Raw genomic sequence first — 22548 nt, forward strand, 5'->3', positions numbered from 1 at the left:
GCACGATGACGCAGCCGAACGACCCCCGCAAGGTGAAAGTGGTCGTCGAGCTCATCGACCACACCAGCAAGATCGCCGAGACCAACGATCGTGGCGATCTGGTCGAACGGCTTGCCCGTGCCAAACGGCGGATCAGCGATCCGCAGATCCGGGTGGTGATCGCCGGTCAGCTCAAACAGGGCAAGAGCCTGCTGCTGAACTCACTGCTGAACATGCCGGTGGCCCGCGTCGGTGACGACGAGTCGACGGTGCTCGCGACGGTGGTGTCCTACGGCGAGCAGGCGTCGGCGCGGCTGGTGGTCGCCAGGCCCGACGGCGAGGAACCGGAGCTGATCGACATCCCCACCGCCGATCTACGCAACGACCTCCGGCGTGCCCCGCAGGCCGGCGGCCGCGAAGTGCTCCGCGTCGAGGTCACCGCCCCCAGCCCGCTGCTGAAAGGCGGTCTGGCGTTCATCGACACCCCGGGCGTCGGCGGCCACGGCCAGCCGCATCTGTCGGCGACGCTGGGTCTGCTGCCCGACGCGGAGGCCATGCTGATGGTCAGCGACACCAGCCAGGAGTTCACCGAACCCGAGATGACGTTCATGCGGCAGGCTCTGGAGGTCTGCCCGGTCGCTGTGATCGTCGCGACCAAGACCGATCTGTACCCGCACTGGCGCCGGGTGGCCGATGCCAACGCCGCCCATCTGCGCCGCGCCGGGCTCACCACGCCGATGATCCCGGCGTCGTCGACACTGCGCAGCCACGCGGTGCAGCTCAACGACAAGGAACTCAACGAAGAGTCGAACTTCCCCGCCATCGTGAAGTTCCTGTCCGAGAATGTGCTCTCGCGCCAGAACGACCGGGTGCGCGACCAGGTGGTCGGAGAGGTGCGTGCCGCCGCGGAGCATCTGAAAATGGCTGTGGAGTCGGAGCTTTCGTCGTTCACCGATCCGCAGGCCAGGGAGAACCTGACCGCAGACCTCGAACGGCGCAAACAGGAGGCGCAGGAAGCCCTCCAGCACACCGCGCTGTGGCAGCAGGTGCTGAGCGACGGCATCGCCGACCTGACCGCCGACGTGGATCATGATCTGCGGAACCGCTTCCGCAACATCACCTTTCACACCGAGCGGGTCATCGACGCCGGCGATCCGACGCTGCACTGGGCCGAGATCGGCGCCGAGTTGGAGGATTCGGTCGCCACCGCTGTCGGTGACAACTTCGTGTGGGCGTACCAGCGTGCCGAGGCACTGGCAGCCGAAGTGGCGCGCACCTTCATGGAGGCCGGGCTCGACGCGGTGCGGATGCCGGCGATCGACGCGCGGGACATGGGTGCCGAATTCGGCGAGTTCAACTCGCTGGCCCAGTTGGAGGCCAAGCCCCTCAAGGTCGGCCACAAGATCGTCACCGGGATGCGCGGCTCCTACGGCGGGGTGCTGATGTTCGGCATGCTGACCTCCTTCGCCGGGCTGGGAATGTTCAACCCACTGTCGCTGGGCGCCGGCTTCATCCTCGGTCGCAAGGCCTACAAGGAGGACATGGAGAACCGGATGCTGCGGATCCGCAACGACGCCAAGACCGCGGTGCGCCGGTTCGTCGACGACGTCGCGTTTGTGGTCGGCAAGGAGTCCCGCGACCGGCTCAAGGGCATCCAGCGTCAGCTGCGTGATCACTACCGCGAGATCGCCAACCAGACCACCCGTTCGCTGAACGAGTCGCTGCAGGCCACCCTCGCCGCGGCAAAGATGCAGGAGGACGAGCGAAACACCCGGGTCAAGGAACTCGAGCGGCAGCTCAACATCCTGCGGCAGGTCATCGACCACGCCGACAAGCTGGTTTCGCCCGCGGGGTCACTAAGCTCGGGGGGTTAGTTGTCGGGCAACTCGAAACGGGCGAACCCTGAGCACAAGCGATCACGTGCGGGCGATCCTGGGTGGCACCACCGCGGCCTACCGGGCCGACCCCGCATACCGTCAGCGTCCCGATGTGCACAACGGGCTCGAACTCATCGGCCGCCGGCTCAACCAGCCGATGCGCATCGCGCTCGCCGGCACGCTCAAGGCGGGTAAGTCCACGCTGGTCAACGCCCTCGTCGGGGAGGGCATCGCGCCCACCGACGCGACCGAGGCCACCCGGATCGTCACGTGGTTCCGGCACGGACCGACGCCGAAGGTGACGGCCAATCACCGCGGGGGCCGACGGTCCAACGTGCCGATCGCCCGGGACCCGCACGATCGGGGCCTGACGTTCGACTTCGCCATGCTCGATCCCGACGACGTCGTCGACCTCGATGTCGAATGGCCCGCGGCCGAACTCACCGACGCCACGATCATCGACACGCCGGGGACCTCGTCGCTGTCCCGTGACGTGTCGGCGCGCACGCTGCGCCTGCTGGTGCCCGACGACGGCGTGCCGCGGGTGGACGCCGTCGTCTTCCTGCTGCGCACCCTCAACGCCGCCGACATCGCGCTGCTCAAGCAGATCGGCCAACTCGTCGGGGGCTCGTCCGGTGCGCTGGGGGTGATCGGGGTGGCATCGCGGGCCGATGAAATCGGCGCGGGACGCATCGACGCGATGATGTCGGCGAAGGACGTGGCCCAACGGTTCACCACCGAGATGGACCGCACCGGCATCTGCCAGGCCGTGGTGCCGGTGTCGGGACTGTTGGCGCTGACCGCCCGCACGTTGCGACAGAGCGAGTTCGTGGCGCTGCAGAAGCTCGCCGGGGTGGAGGGCACCGACCTGACGAAGGCGATGCTGTCGGTCGACCGGTTCGTCCGCGAGGACGACTCGCTGCCTGTCGACGCGGCTACCCGGGCCGCGCTGCTGGACCGCTTCGGCATGTTCGGGATCCGGATCTCCATCGCCGTGCTGCGCGCCGGCGTGAGCGACTCGGTGGCGCTGGCCGACGAACTGCTCGAGCGCAGCGGCCTCGTCGAACTGCGCGACGTCATCGATCAGCAGTTCGCCCAACGCTCGGACCTGCTCAAGGCGCACACCGCGTTGTTGTCGCTGCGACAGTTCGTGCAACTGCACCCGGTGTACGCGACGCCTCAGATACTCGCCGACATCGACCCGTTGCTGGCCGACACCCACGCGTTCGAGGAGCTCCGACTGCTCAGCCAGTTGCGGTCCCGGCCGGCCACCCTGAACCCCGACGAGATGGCCTCGCTGCGCCGCCTGATCGGCGGCTCCGGTACCGATGCGGCCAGCCGGCTGGGACTGCAGCCGGACGCCCCCGACGACGGACCGCGCGCCGCCTTCGCCGCAGCTCAGCGCTGGCGTCGGCGCGCGGAGCATCCGCTCAACGACCCGTTCACCGCGAGGGCCTGCCGGGCGGCGGTTCGCAGCGCGGAGGCTTTGGTCGCCGAGTACGCCAGCGGCCGCTAGCGCGGTCGAACTGGAGTGCCGTCGGCGACTAACGTTTCGGTCCCCGCAAGCGACAAACACGTATGCGCAGTTCTCTGGGCGTCTCGCTGGGCGCAGCTAACCTCATCGCAGTCGCCGACGGGCGAGCGACCGTCCGCCCGTCGGCCCTCACTCTCTCGCCGCATCACCCGGCCCAGGTCGGGGCAGCGGCGGGCCCCGGGGTGCCGGTCACCGGGTTCGTCGACCGGGTCGGCGACCCGGTGCCGCTGGTTCTGGCCGACGGTTCGCGCCACCACGCCGAGGCCCTGGCCGCGACCGCGATCGAAGCGTTGACGCGGCTCGCCCGACCGCAGCGGCGGCCCGACCTGGCGGCGGTCGCGGTGCCCGCATACTGGTCGGAGTCGACGGTCGCGGCGCTACGCGCCCGGCTTCCGCATCTGCGGGTGGTGTCCGACGCCGTCGCCGCGCTCACTGCACTGCAGGCCGACCCCGGACTGCCGACGCACGGTGTGGTGGCGCTGTGTGATTTCGGTGCGACGGGTAGCAGCATCACGCTGGCCGACGCCGGCAGCGGGTTCGCCGCGATAGGGGAGACGGTCCGCTTCGACGACTTCTCCGGCGACCTCATCGACCAGGCGCTGCTACGCCATGTGATGACCGACCTCGAGGTCGATCCGACCGGCACGTCGGCCGTGGCTTCACTGACCGAGCTGCGCGAGCAGTGCCGCGCGGCCAAGGAGCGGTTGACCGTCGAGACGGCCACCGGACTCGTGAGCGGTCACTCGACGCTGCGACTGACCCGCGCGGAACTGGAGAACGAGGTGCGGGGGCCACTCGACGCGTTCATGGACGTGCTCGTCGACACGCTGCACCGCAACCGCATCGCTCCTGCGCAACTCGCAGCGATCGCCACTGTCGGCGGCGGTGCACGTATACCTGCTGTCACACAACGGCTTTCAGAGGTTCTCCGGATGCCGGTGACCACCACCGCGCATGCGCAGGTCGCCGCCGCAGCCGGTGCCGAACTGCTCGCACGGCGCAGCGTCGAGCACGAGGCGCGCACTGCGCTGGTCGCGGCCCCTGAACTGGACGCGACGGTGGCGGCTGCCGTCGTCCCGCTGGCCTGGTCGGCCGAGACCGTGGAGATCGGCGACGCCGCGATTGTGCAGCCTGGGTACGACCCTGCCCTGGCGCGGCCCGAGATCCACTTCGACCAGTACGGTGATGCGGCTTCCGACCCGGAACCGCTGCCCTGGTACCGACGACCGGGTGTGTTGTTCGCGGGCGCAGCCTGTTTCGCCGCGGTGGCAGTGGCGGGTCTGGTGTTCACGGCACAAGCCGGGGAGGCCGGAACCGCCCCGACGGGCGCGTCGGAATTCGCCACACCGGTTGCGACACAACCGGTCGAGGCGCCACTGTCCGTCGGTGCGCCTCCCGCACCGCCGCCCGTCACCGAGACGGTGGTCGCTGTGGGTCCTGCTCCACAGGCGCCCCAGCCCGCGCCGCCGCCACCGCGAGTGGTGTCGAAACAGGCTGCGCCGCAGCAGGTTCCGGCTGCGCCGCAGCCGGTTCCCGCCGCTCCCTCGCCGGCGGCGACCCCCTCGCCCTCGGCGGAGCCGACGCCGTCTGCGGAGCCGTCGCCCACGCCGACCCGGGAACCGTCGCCCTCGCAGACGCCCGAACCTCAGCCCTCGCCGTCGCCCGCACCAGCGCCGGAACCTGCGCCGTCGCCCGCACCAGAGCCTCAGCCTGAGCCGGAACCTGCGCCGTCGCCCGCACCAGAGCCTGAGCCAGAAGCTGCACCAGAACCCACGCCTACGCCTTCGGCTGCGCCTGAACCGTCGACTGCGCCGGAATCCGCACCCGTCACCGAATGTGTGCCGGGACCCGAGACAGCCTGTTAGGACTCGGCGACGCCGAGCGTGCGTCCTGCGTCGCTAGAACGGCGTTCTGACTACCGCGGTTGCACGTTCGCGTCCGCCAGGAATCAGGGCTCGGGCTCGACCGGCGGCGGTGGCGTTTCGGTCAATGTCTCGGTTTCGGTCTGCGTGACGGTGCTGGTGCTCGTGCTGACCGACGTGCTGGGTGTCGTGGTGGTGGTCGGCGGTGTCGTCGTCGTCGTGGTGGTCGGCGCAGTCGTCGTGGTGGTGGTCGGAGCGGGTTCTGTGGTTGTCGTGGGCGTCGCCGTGTCGGTGACCGTCGCCGGGGGCGCCACCGCGGGAGCCTGAGTCGTGGTCACCGGGGTCAGCGACGTCGTGGTGGTCGTGTCGGAGGTGGAGTCGCCGGTGATGGCCTTGGCGAGCCCGTAGACGATCAATGCGATGAGCAGCGCGCCGACGGCGCCGAGCGCCACCAGCGCTGCAGGCTTGCGATACCACGGTGTGTCGCCGGGGGGCGGGGGTGGCTCGTCGTATGCACCGTAATTGCTGAGCTGAGTCGGCTCTTCGTCGGAGTAGTTGTTCTGATCGTCAGGAGATCCGTAGCGCGCCACGAATCCCGATAGTAGGCGCTCGCCCCGGGGTTTCTACGGTGCCGGGTAGAGCGTGCGTGTCACGTTGGTTCTGGGCCGGTTACGGGTCGTCCGCGTCTCGGAATCGCCCGGCTCGTCCTCGCGCGTCCTGGGCGGCCGCAGGTTCGGGTTCCGGCTGGGTGACTCCGGCGGAGAAGTCTCGGGGGGCGGTGCCAGGTCGGGGTTGATGTCGGTGGTGACGGGCGGTCGGGTGCTGGTGATCGTCCCGGTCGTGGTTGGCGTCGCCGACCCGTTCTCGGTCGACGTGAACGGCCCGACGTAGTTGATCGGTGCCTGTGTCGGCTCGCTGAACTGCCGGGCGACATAGCTGACAGAGGTGACGATCAGCGCGATCGCGGCCAGAGCTGCGACGCTCGCGCCGAGGACCGTGGACGTGCGGTTGTGCCAGGGGACGGGCGGCGTCTCCCGATCGGCGTCGTCGTCGCGATCCCGGCTGGTCACGGCCACCGATAGTAGCCGCGGCCGCAGGTCCGATGCTCGGTCAGCGGAGCTGGGGGACCACCGCGTCGGCGAAGAACGCGACGTGATCCAGATCCGACATGTGCAGAAGTTGCAGGTAGACCCGCTGCACACCCGCCTCGATGAACGGTCCCAGCTTGTCGACGATCTCGCCCGGAGTGCCCACCGCCGGGGAGTTGGTGCGCAGCTCGTCGACCTCCCGGCCGATCGCGGCCGCACGTCGGGTGATCTCCGCGTCGTCGCGGCCCGCGCACACCACGAACGCCGCGGAGTACGTCAGCGAATCCGCCGCGCGGCCCGACTTCTCGACAGCCGCCGCCACCCGCGCGTACTGCGTCTGCAGCGTCTCCAACGGCACGAACGGGATGTTGAACTCGGCGGCGAACCTCGCCGCCAGCGCCGGTGTCTTCTTCGCGCCGCCGCCGCCGATGATGATCGGCGGGTGTGGGGACTGGACGGGCTTGGGCAGCGCCGGGGAGTCGGAGACGCTGTAGTGCGTTCCGGAGTAGTCGAAGGTCCCACCGGCCGGGGTGGTCCACAGGCCGCTGATGATCTCCAGCTGTTCGGTCAACCGGTCGAAGCGCTCACCCAGCGGCGGGAAGGGAATGGCGTAGGCGAGGTGCTCGGCTTCGAACCATCCGGCTCCGATGCCGAATTCGACACGACCGCCTGACATTTCGTCGACCTGAGCCACCGAGATGGCCAGCGGTCCAGGATGGCGGAAGGTCGCGGACGTGACCATCGTGCCGAGTCGGATCGACGAGGTCTCCCGCGCCAGGCCGGCCAGGGTGACCCACGAGTCCGTCGGACCGGGCAGCCCGTCGCCCGCCATCGCCACGTAGTGATCCGAGCGGAAGAAGGCGGAGTAGCCCGTGCTCTCCGCGGTCCGGGCCACCGCGAGCTGGTCAGCGTAGGTGGCGCCCTGCTGAGGTTCGACGAAGATTCTGAAATCTACCGAGTGCACGATTTCCAGCCTAGGCTCACAGGCCGCCGCGCGACTTCTTCACGGCCTCGATCAGATCGCCGGACCCGTCGAACGTCACCCGCGCTTCGTCGCGACCAGCCGCGAACAGCAGCAACTCCCCGGGGTCACCGGTGACCGTGAGTGTCGGCCCGCGACCCGCGGTGGCGAGCGTGTCGCCCTGCGGGGTGCGCAGTACCACCTTGGCCGGCGCCTTGCGCAGGGTCAGTCGCGACATCATCGCCACCGGTCTGCGCAGGGCCGCCACGGTCTGATCGTCGACCGGCCTGGGCTCCCACCCGGGCCGCGCGCGCCGGACGTCCTCGTGGTGGATGAACATCTCGGCGACGTTGGCGATCGGGTCCAGCAGCTTGAACGGCGAGTACAGCGGCGGCCCGTCCGCGACCTGGCTCACCAGCACATCCCAGTCGGTCGACGCCGCCACCTGCTCCTGAACACGCTCGGTGTAGTCGGCGAAAGCCGGGATCAGGATTCCCGGCGCGGCGTCCAGGCGGCGCTCCCGCACCACCAGGTGTGCGGTGAGATCCCGGGCGTCCCAGCCCTCGCACAGGGTCGGCGCGTCAGGAGGTGTCTCCCGGAACGTCGCGACCAGGGCGGCGCGTTCTCGCTGTGCCACGGTCATGTCAGCGGTTCCCTTCTGTCGTGTGGCACGCAGTGCGCCATCGAGTTCGATCGCCGCACCGACCGAGAAGGGGTGGGTGCAGGTCTGCGGGAAGTTTCCCACCCGGTCACAGGCTGCATGGGGTCGGCCACCTCGAGTTCAGCAGGGCGTTCTCGACCACTTCGGTCAATGCCGGATGGATCCAGTAGGGCCGGCGCGCGAGATCGCCCACGGTGATGCCGAAGTTCATCGCCACCACGAAGATCTGGATCAGCGTCGCCGCCTGCTCACCGAGGATGTGGGCGCCCAGGATCGCGCCGTCGGCGTCGGAGAGCACCTTGCACAAACCTGTCCGGTCCTGCATCGCCCAGCCGTAGGCGACGTCTGAATACTCGGCCACACCGACGCGGTACGTGAGTTTCTCGTCGCGGCAACTCTTCTCGGTACGCCCGACGGATGCGAGCTGCGGATTGGTGAAAACCGCGGACGGCACCATGTCGTGGCTGATCGTGTGCAGATCATCTGGGTGCAGCAGATTGTGTTTGACCACCTCCGCTTCCCGGTTGGCGACGTGTTTGAGCGGCACCGGTGTGCTGACATCGCCGAGGGCGAAGACTCCGTCGGCGGTGGTGCGACAGAACTCGTCAGCGATGATCCGGCCGTCGTCGTGGGTGTCGATCCCCGCCCGGTGCACATCGAGGTGGTCGCCGTTGGGTGTCCGTCCCGCGGCGACCAGCAGCATGTCGGCGCGCACCTCGGATCCGTCGTTGAGGTGTATCACCAGATCGCCGGGCTCGCCGGTGATCTCGGCCAGCTCCCGGCCGCACCGCACGTCGTACCGCGATCGGGCTATCTCGGTGTAGGCAGCGCGGATGTCGTCGTCCTGGGGGCCGCCGAGCAGGCGGTCCGACTTCTCGACGATGGTGATCCGGCTTCCGGCACTGGCGAATACGTGGGCCAGTTCAGCGGCGATGTACCCGCCGCCCAACACCGCGAGGGTCTTGGGGGCCCTGTCGACACGCATCACCGTGTCGGAGGTCTCGTAGGGCAGACCGGAGTCGGCGACAGGACCCGGCACGACGGGCCGGCCTCCCGCGGCCACCACGATCCGCTCGGCGGCGATCTCGACCGTGCCCTGGTCGGTCGAGACACTCAGACGACGGGGTCCGATGAACCGGGCGTGGCCGGTGTAGACCGTGATGAACTCGCTGTCCTCGCGGCCTGCCTTCCCGTCCTCGGCGACCGCGTCCGTTCTGGCGAAAACACGGTCGCGCAGGTCGGGCCATCGCAGCCCCCCGAATGCGGCGTCGAGGTCGAACTCGTCGGCGGCGGCGACGGTGTCGGCGACGTCGGCGGTGTAGGCGAGGATCTTGGACGGAATGCATCCGTAGTTGACGCAGGTGCCGCCGAACTTGCGTTCCTCGACGATCGCGACTTCGAGGTCGGCGAATCGGTCGTCGACGACCATGTTTCCCGACCCCGCGCCGATGACGATCAAGTCATGTGTGCGCATCGGCACTGCTGTTCCACCGGGTGTTCGGCGTCAAACCTCGCCTCGGATGAAGGATCGGTGACGGCGGATCAGAAGCCCTCTACCCCTTCGACCCTGACGAGCATCCCGCGTCCGGTGCCGTCGTTGGTGAACCGCGTGCCGTCCTCGCTGGCGTCGATCGTCCAGCCGACTGCCGAGTACGTCTGGTAGTCCAGGGTTACTGCCGGGATGGCGCCCAAATTGCCCAGCGCCCAACTGATCTGGCCGTCTGCGCTGACGCGTACCCCGGTGGCGGGCATGCCCTCGATCTCAGGAGCGTCGGTGAAGGGCGCCTCGCAGGCGACTTCCTGCTGGTTGAGCTGGCAGCGGGTCTTGCCGGACTTCGTCTGGATGAACACGAAGCCGTTCTGGGGTTGGAGCACTTCGCCGCCGGATCCCGGCGGAGTCGACGGCGCCGAGGGCGGCGGCTGCGGGTCGATCGTCGGAGCGGGTGCCTGGGTGGGCCTGCTCGGGCGCGGGGTGGGGAACTCCGGTTCGGCGAACGAGTCCGGTTCGCGGGTGGCCGTGCCGTCGACCATCGACTGGCAACCGGCGAGCACCGCGGTGCAGGCGAGGACTCCCGCAACAACCAGCTGCCGCTTCATTGAGCCCAGAATACGCAGGCTGTGGCGGAAGTGACGGAAGTGACGCGCGAGTTGTGCCGGTGCCGCCAACTGTGACGCCAGGGCTGTGGTGGGGCTCGGATGGCGACCCGGAACGCTATTCCGCGGAGAAGAGGGAGAAGAGGGTGGCCGGCTGGGAACAAATCTCGCAGGTGCCCCGTTGACCCCTTCGATAGTTGAGTAACACAGACTCAAGTCTGGTTGACACCGCGGCATTGGTGGAGGCAGTCTTGAGCGCGGTGCACTCAGTGCTATTGAGTGCAGTGCACTCGTGACCAATGTTTCGTCTATTCAGGAGGCAGTAACTATGGCTCGTGCGGTCGGTATCGACCTCGGGACCACCAACTCCGTCGTCGCAGTGCTGGAGGGTGGCGACCCCGTTGTCGTCGCCAACTCCGAAGGCTCCCGGACCACTCCGTCGGTTGTCGCGTTCGCGCGCAACGGCGAGGTGCTGGTGGGTCAGCCCGCCAAGAACCAGGCAGTGACCAACGTGGACCGGACCATCCGTTCGGTCAAGCGTGAGATCGGCACCGAATGGTCCGTCAACATCGACGACAAGAATTACTCACCGCAGGAGATCAGCGCACGAATCCTGCAGAAGCTCAAGCGTGACGCCGAGAGCTACCTGGGCGAGGACATCCAGGATGCGGTCATCACGGTGCCCGCGTACTTCAACGACGCCCAGCGTCAGGCGACCAAGGACGCCGGCCAGATCGCCGGGCTGAACGTGCTGCGCATCGTCAACGAGCCGACCGCAGCAGCCCTGGCCTACGGCCTGGACAAGGGCGAGAAGGAACAGACCATCCTGGTGTTCGACCTGGGCGGTGGCACCTTCGACGTGTCGCTGCTCGAGATCGGCGAGGGCGTCGTCGAGGTGCGTGCCACCTCCGGTGACAACCACCTCGGTGGCGACGACTGGGACGACCGGATCGTCGAATGGCTCGTCGACAAGTTCAAGGCCAGCAGCGGCATCGACCTGACCAAGGACAAGATGGCGATGCAGCGGCTTCGTGAGGCCGCCGAGAAGGCGAAGATCGAACTGTCGAGCTCGCAGAGCACGTCGATCAACCTGCCCTACATCACCGTCGACTCCGACAAGAACCCGCTGTTCCTCGACGAGCAGCTGACCCGCTCGGAGTTCCAGCGCATCACCCAGGATCTGCTGGATCGCACCCGCAAGCCGTTCCAGCAGGTCATCAAGGACGCCGGTATCGCAGTGGGCGACATCGACCATGTGGTGCTCGTCGGCGGTTCCACCCGCATGCCCGCGGTGTCCGATCTGGTCAAGGAGATGACCGGCGGCCAGGAGCCCAACAAGGGCGTCAACCCCGACGAGGTCGTCGCAGTGGGCGCAGCGCTGCAGGCCGGCGTGCTCAAGGGCGAGGTGAAAGACGTTCTGCTGCTTGATGTCACACCGCTGAGTCTCGGCATCGAGACCAAGGGCGGCGTGATGACCAAGCTGATCGAGCGCAACACCACGATCCCGACGAAGCGTTCGGAGACCTTCACCACGGCCGATGACAATCAGCCTTCGGTGCAGATCCAGGTGTTCCAGGGTGAGCGCGAAATCGCTTCGCACAACAAGCTGCTCGGTTCCTTCGAGCTGACCGGTATCCCGCCGGCCCCCCGCGGCGTGCCGCAGATCGAGGTCACCTTCGACATCGACGCCAACGGCATCGTGCACGTCACCGCCAAGGACAAGGGCACCGGCAAGGAGAACACGATCCGCATCCAGGAGGGCTCCGGCCTGTCCCAGGAGGAGATCGACCGGATGATCAAGGACGCCGAGTCGCACGCTGAGGAAGACCGCAAGCGTCGCGAAGAGGCCGATGTCCGCAATCAGGCCGAGTCGCTGGTCTACCAGACGGAGAAGTTCGTCAAGGAGCAGCGCGAGGCCGAGGGCGGATCCAAGGTTCCCGAGGACACCTTGACCAAGGTCGACGGCGCGATCGCCGAGGCCAAGACGGCGCTCGCCGGCACCGACATCGCCGCGATCAAGACGGCCATGGAGAAGCTCGGCGAGGAGAGCCAGGCCCTGGGCCAGGCGATCTACGAGGCGACTCAGGCAGAGCAGGCCTCGGGCGGAGGAGACGGCGACGCCACCGGCAACGCCGGATCCAACGATGACGTCGTCGACGCCGAAGTTGTTGAGGACGACCAGGAGCGCAAGTGAGTTCCGCCGATCACGACCGGTCGGGCGAACGCGACGAGCCGATCACCTTCACCGACAAGCGCCGGATAGATCCGGTGACAGGTCAGGTGCGAGACAACGCGGCAGCCGGACCGGCCCCCAGTGGGCCGGCTCCGGAGGCGCCCAACGTCTCTGAGGAATCTCAGAACGAGGCGGCCGAGTTGATCGCCGACCTGCAGCGCGTGCAGGCCGACTTCGCGAACTATCGCAAGCGGGCTCTGCGCGATCAGCAGGTGGCGACCGAACGGGCCAAAGCGCACGTGGTGACCCAGTTGCTGCCGGTGCTCGACGATCTCGACCGGGCGCGGACGCACGGCGACCTCGATTCGGGGCCGCTGAAGTCGGTCGCCGACAAGCTGGTCGGTGTTCTCGACGGCCTGGGTCTGGCGGCCTTCGGCACCGAGGGTGAGGTTTTTGATCCCGCGTTGCACGAGGCCGTCCAGCACGAGGGTGACGGGTCGCATTCGGTGATCGGGACCGTGATGAGGCGGGGTTACAAGGTCGGTGACCACGTGATCCGCCACGCCATGGTGGGTGTCGTGGACACCGTTCCCGACGCGACCGGGGACGGCAATGCCGACTCCGGGGCGGAACAGCCCGCAGAATCGTAGGAATTGACCAATCGACATCGACGAGCAGGTGAGGAGGTGACCCGATATGGCCCAGCGAGAGTGGGTTGAGAAGGACTTCTACAAGGAGCTCGGCGTCACCTCCGACGCCGATGAAAAGGAGATCAAGCGGGCCGCCCGCAAGATTCTCTCGGAGAACCACCCCGACCGGAACCCCGGCAACACCGCGGCCGAAGAGCGGTACAAGGCCGCGTCGGAAGCCAAGGAAGTGCTGACGGATTCCGCGAAGCGCAAGGAGTACGACGAAACCCGCCGGCTGTTCGCAGGCGGCGGGTTCGGTCGGGGTCGCTACGGCGGTGGCGGTGGCGGCGGGGGCTTCGGCGGGTTCAGCGGTGCCGGGGACGGTCAGGAGTTCAATCTCAACGACCTCTTCGACGCAGCCGGTCAGACCGGCGGCGCCAACATCGGCGACCTGTTCGGCGGGCTGTTCGGCCGGGGTGCTCAACAGCCTCGACCGTCCCGGCCACGTCGCGGCAACGATCTCGAGACCGAGACCGAGCTGAGCTTCCTGGAAGCCACCAAGGGCGTGGCCATGCCGCTTCGGCTGACCAGCCCGGCCCCGTGCACCAACTGCCACGGCAGCGGCGCCCGTCCGGGCACCAGCCCGAAGGTCTGCGCCAACTGCAACGGCGCAGGCGTCGTGAGCCGGAACCAGGGCGCGTTCGGATTCTCCGAGCCGTGCACGGAATGCCGTGGCAGCGGGTCGATCATCGAGAACCCGTGCGACGAGTGCAAGGGCACCGGTGTCACCACCCGCACCCGCACCATCAACGTGCGGATACCACCGGGCGTGGAGGACGGTCAGCGGATCAGGCTGGCCGGGCAGGGTGAGGCCGGCTTGCGGGGAGCCCCCTCCGGGGACCTGTACGTGACCGTACATGTCAAGCCGGACAAGGTGTTCGGCCGCAACGGCGATGATCTCACCGTGACGGTGCCGGTCAGCTTCCACGAATTGGCCTTGGGGACCACGCTTTCGGTGCCGACGCTGGAAGGCAAGGTCGGGGTCAGGGTTCCCAAGGGCACGTCGGACGGCCGCATCCTGAGGGTGCGTGGCCGCGGTGTGCCGAAGCGGTCCGGGGGTCATGGCGACCTGTTGGTCACCGTCAAGGTGGCGGTGCCGCCGAACCTCGAAGGTGAGGTGGCCGAGGCTCTCGAGGCCTACGCCAAAGCTGAGCGCGCGAGCGGGTTCGACCCGCGGGCGGGTTGGGCCGGGACGCTGTGAGTGCCAACCGCCGGGACGAGGCCAGGACGTTTCTGATCTCGGTGGCCGCCGAACTGGCGGGCATGCACGCCCAGACGCTGCGGACCTACGACCGGCTCGGCCTGGTCAGCCCGCAGCGCAGTTCCGGCGGTGGCCGGCGCTATTCGGAACGCGACGTCGATCTGCTCCGCGAGGTGCAGCGACTGTCGCAGGACGAGGGCGTCAACCTCGCGGGGATCAAGCGGATCATCGAGCTGACCAATCAGGTCGAGGCGCTGCAGGCGCGGGTCCGTGAACTGAGCCAGGAAGTCGAACAGTTGCGGGCGCAGCCGCGTGCGAAGAGCACCGCGCTGGTGGTGTGGCAGCCCCGCCACCAACGCTAGAGATCCGCCGAAACGGTATTCCGCGCGGTCTTTTCCCGATTTTCCCCGCGTGGAATACCGTTTCGGCGATCGGCGCTAGGTGACTGTGATCCGGAACTGAGCGGTCGCGGACTCCCCGGGCTGCACCACGTGATACCCGCCGCGGCGCAGCGCGTCGGTGGGCGCGGCCATCGGCTCGAAGCACACCACATCGTCATCGCCGGGCGCGAACACCTGGGCCGCGGTGAACCCCTCGTCGAAGTGCACCTCGATGCGCCGACCTCCACCTGAGAGGGCGAACACCGAGCCGGGCACAACTTCGTCGTAGCCGTCGTCGATGAACTTGTCGCCCAGTGCCTCCGAGCTCGCCGGGCGATCCTCCACCCGGCCGGTGGGGATGCCCCACGCGTTCACCGGCTGGTAGCGCATGGCGGGTGTCTCGATCTGCCACTGCGCCCGCGGGACACCGGGCAGTTGCAGGTAGGGGTGGAAACCGAAGCACAGCGGCACCCGCGAACCCGTCGTCGCCGAGACGGTGGTCTTCACCGTCAGCGTGCGGTCCAGCAGCGTGATGTCCAACGTCAGCAGGTGCGGGAACGGGAACGTCGCCAACAGCGCCGGTCGGGCCGCGAAGTCCAACTCCGCCGTCAACTGCGACTCCAGCAGGGTGGTGACGTTCCAGTCCGGGTAGGCGGCCAACGTCCCGTGGATCGGCACACCGTGCTGGTCGGTGCGTACGCCGCCGGTGCCCGGGGTCAGCGTCACCACAGCCCCGTCGACTCCGTAACCGTTGCTGCTGAGCCGGTTGGCCCACGGGTACAGGATGGGGATGCCCATGGTCTTGCCGTTGGAGACGTAGCCCTGCACACCGCGGCGCTGGCCCAGCAGTTCCACGCCGTCGTCGGTCAGCGACGAGGCGACCATGCCTGCAATGGGAACGTAGGTGGCGGTCAGCGCCGATGACGGATCGCGGAGCGTGACGGTCTCGAACTCGTCCATGAGAGTCGATCCTGCCACGTGAACTCAGCTTGCCAACGGGTCGTGCAGAATTCGTTCGGCGGGCGCGCCTTTGGCGACCAGCGCAGCCTTGGTGGCCTGCACCATCTCGGGCCTGCCACACAGCAGGATCTGACGGTCGCTCCAGTTGCCGTACCGGGTGACGACCTCGGGCAATCTGCCGGTCTGACGGACGTGCAAGCCACGCGGCGGCGTCACGTCGGGGTAGTCGGCGGCCCACCGCGGGTCGGTCTTGAACTCCGACACCGGAGTCACCGACAGCCACGGGTTCGTCGACGCGATCTCCCAGAGCGTGCGCAGGTCGTACAGCTCGCACGGGAATCGCGCCCCGAAGAACAGGTGGACTCTGGGGTTGTCCCCGAACCTGCTCAGATCCATGATCAGCGCCCGCAGTGGTGCCAGCCCGGTCGAGCCCGCCACCATCAGCACGTCGCCGGCGTCGCGGTCGATGTGCATCGCCCCGTGCGGATTGGACAGCCGCCACCGATCGCCCGGGCGGGCTTCGCCGACGATCGCCGTGCTCACCATCCCACCGGGCACCGAGCGGACGTGGAACTCGACGTAGCCCGCGGGGTCTGCGGGGATCGACGGGCTCAGGTAGCGCCACCGCAGCGGCCACTGCGGCACCTGGACGGGAAGGTACTGGCCCGGCAGATAGCTCAGCGGGTGATCCATCTTCAGCCTGATGATCGAGACGTCGCGGCTGGGCCGCAGATGCTCGAGCACGGTGCCGTCCCCGAACGGCGGGCTGGTCTCGGCGTCGGCAGCGCCGCTCATCACGCCGACCATCAGCTCCACCACGTCCTTGACGGCCTCGTTCAGCCGGCGGTCCCAGCTGTCGGCGAGATGGGATCGCAGGGTGGTGAGCAGGGCCTGCTGCAGGGTGACGTAGTGCTGCGGGGTGACGCCGTACTTGCGGTGGTCGCGGCCCAACTGCGCGAGGAAGGCCACCGGCTCCTCGGCGCGCTGGGCGATGAGTTCGTCACACAGCCAGCACAGCGCGTGGGCGAAGACGGTGCGCTGTTTCTCCATATCCGGCGGGAACAGGTCCCGGGCCGACAGATCGGAGCCGAACCAGCGGCTGTAGAACTCGCGTACCAGCGTTGCTGAGCCGCGGTCGGGGTCGACCGCATCCCGGAGGATGCGCATCGAGTCGCGGTCTTCGAGTCCCACGCCGCACGATCCTAAGTCACTGCGGTGCCGGCTTCTGCCACCCCGCTGCCGGCGAACCCGGCCTGCCCGAGCTACAGCGCGTGAATGCCCTTGTACAGCACCAGAAGACCGATCACGATGAAGATCGCGGCGACCAGCGCGGCATGCTGGCGTTCCATCCAGTCCTTGAGCCGGTTCAGCGCGGGGTCCAGACGCTCCCCGGAGACCGCGTATCCGAGGATCGGCAGGGCGACCGTGGAGGCTGCCACCGCGACGTACCAGAGCTCGGCGAACCAAACCGCCGGCGATCCCAGGCCCGATGAGCCGATCGCCAAACCTGCTGCGGCGCAGATGAACAGGACCTTCGGGTTCATCACCGTCAGCGCTGCCGCGGTGGCGGCCGCCTTGCCGGGAGTCAGCGAGCTCATCCGGGTCATCCAGCCGGGCATGTGCTCGGACTTCTTCCGGGTCGCCCACCGGTACCCGCCCAAGACGATCAGCGCCACGCCCACGACGATGCGCAACCACGACGCCCAGCTCGGCGGATTGTTACCGAGCCCGCCGACGAGGTTGGAACCGATCAGGAACACTCCGGTCAACAACGCCAGGCCCGCGAGCCAGCCCGCCAGGAACGCCAGCCCGGTGGGCCTGGGCCGGGGCGTGTGCAACACCAGCACCGCCGGGATGATCGACAGCGGAGACAGCGCCACCACCAGGGCGAGCGGGATGAGCTCGGTCAGAATCGATCCCCAGTTACCCGACACCGGCTGAACCTAGCAAGATGTGGCGGCGATCGGCGCTTGAACCTCGGGAACCGGTGGCCGTGGGTATCGTCAGCCCATGACCCAGGTTCATCTCGGGCACGTCTTCCATCTTGCTGGGCAGCCCGGGGTGAGTGATTCGGTCGCTGCGCTGGTCTCGGTACCCGATGGTGCTCTGGTGATCGACGCCGACGGCCGGATCGTGTTCTGCGGCGAGCGCACCGACCTGCCAGCCCGGTACGGGTCTGCGACGCAGCACGACCACCGGCCCGGGTTTCTGCTCCCGGGGTTCGTCGACACCCACATCCACTTTCCGCAGACCTACGCCGGCGACTCCTACGGCGGCGGCCAGCTGTTGGAATGGCTCGACCAGTGCATCTTCCCGGCCGAATCCCGTCTGGCTGATCCCGCGTTCGCCCAGAAGGCCGCCGTCGAGTTCTGTGACCGCCGGATCGCCGCGGGGACCACCGCGGCGATGGTTTTCGGCTCGGCGTTTCCCGAAGCCCAGGACGCGCTCTTTGCCGTGACGCAGCGACGCGGCCTGCGCATCGTCAGCGGCCGCGGCATCCAGACCGTCGGGCCCGACAGCGCCGCAGCGTTGATCACCTCGGAAGAGGACGCACTGCGGCTGACTCGGGAGGAGATCGACAGGTGGCACGCCGCTGACACCGGCGACGTGGCGACTGCGCTGCTGCACGTGGCCATCGTGCCGAGGTTCTCGCTGTCGGTCACCGCCGAGACTCTGAAAAACCTTGGGGAACTCTACGATTCGGTGCGCGACCGGGGTGTCTACGTCCATTCTCACCTCAACGAGAACAACCGGCCCGGAACCGGCGAGGTGGACTCGGTGCTGCAGACCTATCAGGTCGACAGCTACCTCGACACCTACGACGGGAAGTTCCTGCCGGGCTCGCAGGTCGGCGGCAAGAGCCTGCTGGGTCGACGCACCATCCTCGCCCACTGCGTGCACTGTCAGGACGCGGAACTGCAGCGGATGGCCGAGACGGGAACCTCGATCTCGCACTGTCCGGTCTCACAACTGTTCCTCGGCTCCGGGACGATGCCGTGGCGTCGCACCGTCGCCTCCGGTGTGAACATCTCGGCCGGAACGGATTTCGGCGCTGGTGATGAATGGCTGATCCCTCGGGTCCTCGGTGATGCGTTCAAGGTCCACATCACTGAGGCCGACGAGGCAGGGGTCTCCATGCACCCCGCCGAGATGCTCTTCGTCGGCACCCTCGCGGGGGCGCGGGCACTGGACATGGAGGACCGGTTCGGCAACTTCGACGCCGGCAAAGAGGCGGACTTCGTGGTGGTGGACCCGTCGCGCACCCCCGCACTGGCCAACTCGATCGTGTGCGGCGTCCGCTCCTCCGACGCCGACATGGCACGCGATCAGACACTTTTTGCGTTGTTGATGGGAATCCGGGAGTCCTCGATCGCCCAGGTCTACGTGCAGGGCCGTCGCGTCGATGGGTGAGGCGACCGCGGTCACCGTCTTCCATCCGGTCGACGACGCGGCGGGCTTCGATCGTTGGTCGCAGGAGCTCTTGGCCTCTGCGGAGGCCGCGGGTTGCGTGGCGGGCCAGCTTTCGGTGCGCGCCGATGCAGCGCTGGATTGTGCTGTCGCCGTGACGTTTTCCGATGACGTCCAGCTGGATCGCTGGCTCGACAGCCCGCAGCGCAGTGTTCTGCTCGGCGAGGGTCGGGCGCGCGGTTTCTCGAGGTGTTCGGGCGATCTGATCTTCACCGACGACGGCCCGCTGTCCGGCGGCGTAGGACTGTTCCGCCATGCCGTCGCGGCGGGCAAGGAGGTCGATTTCGAGGCGATGGAGGTGCGACTGGCGCGTGCTGCCGCCGACCTGCCAGGGTACGAGGGGACGGTACTGCTGCCGCCGGACCGGCAGGGTGAATGGATCTCGATGGTGCGGTTCCGGACGGGCCCGCAGCTGTCGGAGTGGATGCGCTCGACGGAACGGTCCGACGCGCTGTCGGGGCTGCGCTCGACGCTGCGCAAAGAGTTCTCGTCGGCGTCCAACACCACTCCGTTCGCCACCACGGTGCGGATCGAGGGCGGGCGCACCCTGATGACGCCGAACTGGAAGTCGGCGATGCTGGTGCTGGCGGTCCTCTACCCGACGGTGATGCTGCTGTCACGGTTCGTCGGACCGGTTCTCGACGACGTCGGCGCCGAACCTTGGTTGGCGTTGTGGATCAGCCAGATCGTGAGCGTGGTGGCGATGCAGTGGTGGCTGATGCCTGCAGCATCCCGACCGTTTCGCCGGTGGTTGGACCCGGTCGACGGCAGAGGGACGCGCATCAGCGTCACCGGGGCGGTGACGATCGTGGTGCTGTACGCGGTGACGCTGACCGCTTTTGCGACAGTGCGCGAGCTGCAGTTCTGGGACTACGCGGGTTGATGCCCGCCAGGGGCCTAAGTCCCTAGTGGTGTGGTCGCCAAAAAAGTTAAAGTTGAGCGGAACAGACTCAACCTTGACTGCGTTGAACAACCCGAGAAGCATTTCACGGGCCGTGATGTGGCCCCCTGTCCATGAAAGGGAGGTGTCGTGGACTCCTTCAATCCGACGACCAAGACCCAGGCGGCGCTGACCGCGTCGCTGCAGGCCGCGACAGCGGCAGGCAATCCGCAGATCGCGCCCGCTCATCTGTTGATGGCGCTGCTGACCCAGAACGAGGGCATCGCCGCGCCGTTGCTCGAAGCCGTCGGAGTTGATCCCGCGACCATCCGCACCGAGACCCAGCGACTGCTGGACCGGTTGCCGAGCGCGACGGGTTCGGCATCCCAGCCGCAGTTGTCCCGTGAGTCACTCGCGGCCATCACGGCGGCCCAGCAACTCGCCACCGAGATGGACGACGAGTACGTCTCCACCGAGCATCTGCTGGTCGGCCTGGCCACCGGTGACGGTGACACCGCCAAGCTGCTGACCGGCCACGGCGCGTCACCACAGGCCCTGCGCGAAGCATTCGTCAAGGTGCGCGGCAGTGCGCGTGTCACCAGCGCCGACCCGGAAGCGACCTACCAGGCGCTGGAGAAGTACTCCACCGACCTGACCGCCGCTGCCCGCGAAGGCAAGCTCGACCCGGTCATCGGCCGCGACAACGAGATCCGTCGTGTCGTACAGGTGTTGAGCCGGCGGACGAAGAACAACCCCGTGCTCATCGGCGAGCCCGGCGTCGGCAAGACCGCGATCGTCGAGGGCCTGGCCCAGCGCATCGTCGCCGGCGACGTACCGGAGAGCCTGCGCGACAAGACTGTCGTCTCCCTCGACATGGGGTCGATGGTGGCCGGTGCCAAGTTCCGCGGCGAGTTCGAGGAGCGGCTCAAGGCCGTGCTCGACGACATCAAGAACTCGGCCGGCCAGGTCATCACGTTCATCGACGAACTGCACACCATCGTCGGCGCCGGTGCCACCGGCGAGGGCGCGATGGACGCGGGCAACATGATCAAGCCCATGCTGGCCCGTGGTGAATTGCGGATGGTCGGCGCCACCACGCTCGAGGAGTACCGCAAGTACATCGAGAAGGACGCCGCCCTCGAGCGCCGTTTCCAGCAGGTGCTGGTCGGCGAGCCGTCGGTGGAGGACACCGTCGGAATCCTGCGCGGACTCAAGGACCGCTACGAGGTGCACCACGGCGTCCGGATCACCGACTCCGCGCTCGTCGCCGCGGCGACCCTGTCGGACCGCTACATCACCTCGCGCTTCCTGCCGGACAAGGCCATCGACTTGGTCGACGAGGCCGGATCCCGGCTGCGGATGGAGATCGACTCCCGACCCGTCGAGATCGACGAGGTCGAGCGTCTGGTGCGTCGCCTCGAGATCGAGGAGATGGCGCTGGCCAAAGAAGAGGATGCAGCGTCCAAGGAACGCCTGGAGAAGCTGCGTGCCGAGTTGGCGGACCACAAGGAGAAGCTGGCCGAGCTGACCACGCGCTGGCAGAACGAGAAAGGTGCCATCGACGTCGTCCGCGACCTCAAGGAGCAACTGGACCACCTGCGCGGCGAGTCCGAGCGCGCCGAGCGTGACGGCGACCTGGCCAAGGCCGCCGAGCTGCGGTACGGGCGGATCCCCGAGATCGAGAAGAAGCTCGATGCCGCGCTCCCGCATGCCGAGGCGCAGGAGAACGTCATGCTCAAGGAGGAGGTCGGCCCCGACGACATCGCCGAGGTGGTCGAGGCGTGGACGGGTATCCCGGCCGGGCGGTTGCTCGAGGGCGAGACGGCCAAGCTGCTGCGGATGGAGGACGAGCTGGGCAAGCGGGTCGTCGGCCAGCGCAAGGCGGTGGCTGCCGTTTCCGATGCCGTGCGCCGCAGCCGGGCCGGGGTGGCCGACCCGAACCGTCCCACGGGCTCGTTCCTGTTCCTCGGGCCGACCGGCGTCGGTAAGACCGAGTTGGCGAAGGCGCTGGCCGATTTCCTGTTCGACGACGAACGGGCGATGGTCCGCATCGACATGAGCGAGTACGGCGAGAAGCACTCCGTCGCACGGCTGGTCGGGGCGCCTCCGGGATACGTCGGCTACGACCAGGGTGGTCAGCTGACCGAGCTGGTTCGCCGCAGGCCGTACTCCGTGGTGCTGTTCGACGAGGTCGAGAAGGCGCACCCGGACGTGTTCGACGTGCTGCTGCAGGTCCTCGACGAGGGCAGGCTCACCGACGGCCAGGGCCGCACGGTGGACTTCCGCAACACCATCCTGATCCTGACGTCCAACCTCGGGTCGGGCGGCACAGAAGAGCAGGTCATGGCGGCGGTGCGCTCGGCGTTCAAGCCGGAGTTCATCAACCGCCTGGACGACGTCATCATCTTCGACGGGCTCAACCCCGAGGAGCTGGTGCAGATCGTCGACATCCAGCTGGCCCAGCTGCAGAAGCGGCTGGCGCAGCGGAGGTTGACCCTCGAGGTGTCGCTGCCCGCGAAGAAGTGGCTGGGCGATCGCGGGTTCGATCCGCTCTACGGGGCGCGGCCACTGCGCCGGTTGGTGCAGCAGGCCATCGGTGATCAGCTGGCCAGGATGCTGCTGGCGGGGGAGGTGCACGACGGTGACGTGGTGCCGGTCAACCTCAGCGCGGACGGTGATTCGCTGATCCTGGGCTGACGCCCCATCGTCGCCGGAATTGCGTTCCAGCAGGTCTCCACTGG

19 protein-coding genes are annotated in these 22548 nt (G+C 67.9%); 10 read left to right on the forward strand and 9 right to left on the reverse strand.

Annotation, left to right across the window (positions count from 1 at the left end; translation table 11 throughout):
* The first annotated feature begins 5 nt into the window (after window positions 1-5).
* The 3 genes from iniA to ABDC78_RS02630 all read left to right on the forward strand — a co-directional run bounded on the left by iniA (window position 6) and on the right by ABDC78_RS02630 (window position 5255).
* Complete coding sequence (gene iniA / locus ABDC78_RS02620) at window positions 6-1853, forward strand: isoniazid-induced dynamin-like GTPase IniA (protein ID WP_178361213.1); 1848 nt, start codon at window positions 6-8, stop codon at window positions 1851-1853.
* A 28-nt stretch (window positions 1854-1881) separates the two neighbouring features.
* Window positions 1882-3372, forward strand: a complete 1491-nt coding sequence (locus ABDC78_RS02625; RefSeq protein WP_178361501.1) for a dynamin-like GTPase family protein — start codon at window positions 1882-1884, stop codon at window positions 3370-3372.
* Window positions 3373-3434: 62 nt separating this feature from the next.
* Complete coding sequence (locus ABDC78_RS02630; protein ID WP_178361214.1) at window positions 3435-5255, forward strand: Hsp70 family protein; 1821 nt, start codon at window positions 3435-3437, stop codon at window positions 5253-5255.
* An 83-nt stretch (window positions 5256-5338) separates the two neighbouring features.
* On the opposite strand, the gene ABDC78_RS02635 is transcribed toward ABDC78_RS02630, so the two are convergent.
* The 6 genes from ABDC78_RS02635 to ABDC78_RS02660 all read right to left on the reverse strand — a co-directional run bounded on the left by ABDC78_RS02635 (window position 5339) and on the right by ABDC78_RS02660 (window position 10059).
* A complete protein-coding gene (locus tag ABDC78_RS02635; RefSeq protein WP_178361215.1) occupies window positions 5339-5842 on the reverse strand; it encodes a hypothetical protein in 504 nt (167 codons plus the stop codon).
* Window positions 5843-5875: 33 nt separating this feature from the next.
* Window positions 5876-6322, reverse strand: a complete 447-nt coding sequence (locus ABDC78_RS02640; protein ID WP_347133307.1) for a hypothetical protein — start codon at window positions 6320-6322, stop codon at window positions 5876-5878.
* A gap of 40 nt (window positions 6323-6362) precedes the next feature.
* The gene (locus tag ABDC78_RS02645; RefSeq protein WP_178361217.1) at window positions 6363-7304 is read right to left on the reverse strand and encodes an LLM class F420-dependent oxidoreductase; all 942 of its coding nucleotides are present in this window, start codon (window positions 7302-7304) and stop codon (window positions 6363-6365) included.
* Between the two features lie 16 nt (window positions 7305-7320).
* Window positions 7321-7944 (reverse strand): TIGR03085 family metal-binding protein, encoded by a 624-nt coding sequence (locus tag ABDC78_RS02650; RefSeq protein WP_178361502.1) that lies wholly within the window; start codon window positions 7942-7944, stop codon window positions 7321-7323.
* A gap of 106 nt (window positions 7945-8050) precedes the next feature.
* Complete coding sequence (locus ABDC78_RS02655) at window positions 8051-9436, reverse strand: mycothione reductase (RefSeq protein WP_178361218.1); 1386 nt, start codon at window positions 9434-9436, stop codon at window positions 8051-8053.
* A 68-nt stretch (window positions 9437-9504) separates the two neighbouring features.
* The gene (locus ABDC78_RS02660) at window positions 9505-10059 is read right to left on the reverse strand and encodes a hypothetical protein (protein ID WP_178361219.1); all 555 of its coding nucleotides are present in this window, start codon (window positions 10057-10059) and stop codon (window positions 9505-9507) included.
* Window positions 10060-10384: 325 nt separating this feature from the next.
* Between ABDC78_RS02660 and dnaK the strand changes: the two genes are divergently transcribed.
* From dnaK to ABDC78_RS02680, 4 genes are read left to right on the forward strand one after another with little or no spacing between them, the layout of a single operon-like run.
* On the forward strand, window positions 10385-12250 hold the full coding sequence (dnaK, locus tag ABDC78_RS02665; protein ID WP_178361220.1) for a molecular chaperone DnaK: 1866 nt from the start codon (window positions 10385-10387) through the stop codon (window positions 12248-12250).
* Window positions 12247-12879, forward strand: a complete 633-nt coding sequence (gene grpE, locus ABDC78_RS02670) for a nucleotide exchange factor GrpE (RefSeq protein WP_178361221.1) — start codon at window positions 12247-12249, stop codon at window positions 12877-12879. Before dnaK ends, grpE begins: the two co-directional genes overlap by 4 nt.
* Before the next feature lie 46 nt (window positions 12880-12925).
* Window positions 12926-14119 (forward strand): molecular chaperone DnaJ, encoded by a 1194-nt coding sequence (gene dnaJ, locus ABDC78_RS02675; RefSeq protein WP_178361222.1) that lies wholly within the window; start codon window positions 12926-12928, stop codon window positions 14117-14119.
* The gene (locus ABDC78_RS02680) at window positions 14116-14481 is read left to right on the forward strand and encodes a helix-turn-helix transcriptional regulator (protein WP_178361223.1); all 366 of its coding nucleotides are present in this window, start codon (window positions 14116-14118) and stop codon (window positions 14479-14481) included. The genes dnaJ and ABDC78_RS02680 overlap by 4 nt, the downstream gene beginning before the upstream one ends.
* A gap of 75 nt (window positions 14482-14556) precedes the next feature.
* On the opposite strand, the gene ABDC78_RS02685 is transcribed toward ABDC78_RS02680, so the two are convergent.
* The 3 genes from ABDC78_RS02685 to ABDC78_RS02695 form a co-directional block, all read right to left on the reverse strand.
* A complete protein-coding gene (locus tag ABDC78_RS02685) occupies window positions 14557-15459 on the reverse strand; it encodes an aldose 1-epimerase (RefSeq protein WP_178361503.1) in 903 nt (300 codons plus the stop codon).
* 24 nt (window positions 15460-15483) lie between these two features.
* Window positions 15484-16650, reverse strand: a complete 1167-nt coding sequence (locus ABDC78_RS02690) for an FAD-binding oxidoreductase (RefSeq protein WP_178361224.1) — start codon at window positions 16648-16650, stop codon at window positions 15484-15486.
* Between the two features lie 71 nt (window positions 16651-16721).
* Window positions 16722-17393, reverse strand: coding sequence for a GAP family protein (locus tag ABDC78_RS02695; protein ID WP_178361225.1), 672 nt, complete (start codon window positions 17391-17393; stop codon window positions 16722-16724).
* A gap of 76 nt (window positions 17394-17469) precedes the next feature.
* On the opposite strand from ABDC78_RS02695, the gene ABDC78_RS02700 reads away from it, so the two are divergent.
* The 3 genes from ABDC78_RS02700 (at window position 17470) to clpB (ending at window position 22504) form a co-directional block, all read left to right on the forward strand.
* Entirely contained in the window at window positions 17470-18870 is a 1401-nt protein-coding gene (locus ABDC78_RS02700; RefSeq protein ID WP_178361226.1) for a guanine deaminase, read from the forward strand.
* A complete protein-coding gene (locus ABDC78_RS02705) occupies window positions 18863-19810 on the forward strand; it encodes an antibiotic biosynthesis monooxygenase (RefSeq protein WP_178361227.1) in 948 nt (315 codons plus the stop codon). The genes ABDC78_RS02700 and ABDC78_RS02705 overlap by 8 nt, the downstream gene beginning before the upstream one ends.
* A 147-nt stretch (window positions 19811-19957) precedes the next feature.
* The gene (clpB, locus tag ABDC78_RS02710) at window positions 19958-22504 is read left to right on the forward strand and encodes an ATP-dependent chaperone ClpB (RefSeq protein WP_178361228.1); all 2547 of its coding nucleotides are present in this window, start codon (window positions 19958-19960) and stop codon (window positions 22502-22504) included.
* The last annotated feature ends 44 nt before the right edge of the window (window positions 22505-22548 follow it).

Source organism: Mycobacterium sp. DL (assembly GCF_039729195.1).
GTDB classification, from domain to species: domain Bacteria; phylum Actinomycetota; class Actinomycetes; order Mycobacteriales; family Mycobacteriaceae; genus Mycobacterium; species Mycobacterium hippocampi_A.